The organism is Mesorhizobium sp. M7A.F.Ca.CA.002.15.2.1, from assembly GCF_003998715.1.
In the GTDB taxonomy this organism is placed as follows: Bacteria; Pseudomonadota; Alphaproteobacteria; order Rhizobiales; family Rhizobiaceae; genus Mesorhizobium; species Mesorhizobium ciceri.
In genome coordinates, this window is the sequence record NZ_RZPI01001053.1 from 1 (window position 1) to 1142 (window position 1142).

The following is a 1142-nucleotide window of genomic DNA, read 5'->3' on the forward strand; positions in this document are numbered from 1 at the left end:
CGTTGCGGCATGCTTCGGGTCTTTGTTTTTATGCAAGTCGTTGCCCAGAACCCGGCCGCTTGGGCGACATCACTGGCCCGCGCCTTCGATAAGGAAAAGGCGCGACGAAGATCGCCGCGCCTTTCAAAATTCAGATCCCTCTCCAGGCCAGGTGCAGGCATGGAGCCTCCGTCGCACGTCTAAGTGACATGCGGCGCGCCGATGGCTCAGGCTGCGCGGAGGTTGACGGCCTTGGGGCCCTTGCCCATGCGGTCCGGCTCGACGTCGAAGGTGACCTTCTGGCCATCAACGAGCGTGCGCAAGCCGGAAGCTTCGATCGCGGAGATATGGACGAACACATCCTTGGCGCCACCATCGGGCGTGATGAAACCGAAGCCTTTGGTCGCGTTGAAGAATTTAACGGTGCCGGTCTGGGCCATTGGGGAAACTCCTTCACCCGTTCAGTCTTTGGTGGTCCCGCCCGCCGCCTGGCGCAAAGGGCAGTTCCCGGTGGTTGCTTCGGCAGTCATGCATTGGCGCATGGTCAAACCCCCCGCCGAAAACGGGGCCGTCAGAGATTCACAGTATCGGGGAAAGGTCGTCCAAAACGTTCCGCTCTCCGGGTCGCAAATGCCCGAACACGGAATTTATCGCACGGAAACGTGATGGTTGCAAGATACCGCCGCGGGCCGCCGTACTGGCGCGTCCCGACGCATCAATCGACTGACCTGAGCATCGATGGGCTCGGCATAGGCTTGCTTGCCGGCCGGGTCATCGGCCAGAACCGGGCCACGAATGGGCCAGATGTCGAGGTGGCCGAGGAGGTCGACGCCGCCTACAGCCCCAGCGCGTTTCCGACTGAAAGGGCTGCAAACGGGGGTTGCATTTGGCAAGGGAATGGCGAGGATCGGCAACCGGGGACGCGATCGTGGGAGATCATCATGAAATATCTGGCGGCAATCTTTTCGCGGCAGGGTTTTGTCATCCTGTTGCTGTCGGCACTTCTTGCCGCCTGCACCGTCGTCGTCGATGACGGACCAGGGCCGCGTCCGCGTCCGCCCCGGCCGGAACCGCAATATTGCAGCAAGCAGTACGAGCCGGTCTGTGCGCGGCGCGGCGGCGATCGCCAGACCTTCGCCAATGCCTGTCTTGCCGACCGGGCC

At 62.5% G+C, this 1142-nt stretch carries 1 protein-coding gene and 1 pseudogene; one reads left to right on the forward strand and one right to left on the reverse strand.

Annotated features, from left to right (window positions below):
* Positions 1–206: 206 nt before the first annotated feature.
* Complete coding sequence (locus tag ENZ74_RS32505; RefSeq protein ID WP_006202520.1) at positions 207–419, reverse strand: cold-shock protein; 213 nt, start codon at positions 417–419, stop codon at positions 207–209.
* Positions 420–920: 501 nt separating this feature from the next.
* Here ENZ74_RS32505 and ENZ74_RS32510 point away from each other — a divergent pair.
* Positions 921–1142: pseudogene (locus tag ENZ74_RS32510) on the forward strand (peptidase); the annotation flags it as partial.

Coding starts and splice junctions, on each gene's coding strand:
- ENZ74_RS32505 (WP_006202520.1), bottom strand. CDS start 419: ATGGCCCAGACCGGCACCGTTAAATTCTTCAACGCGACCAAAGGCTTC.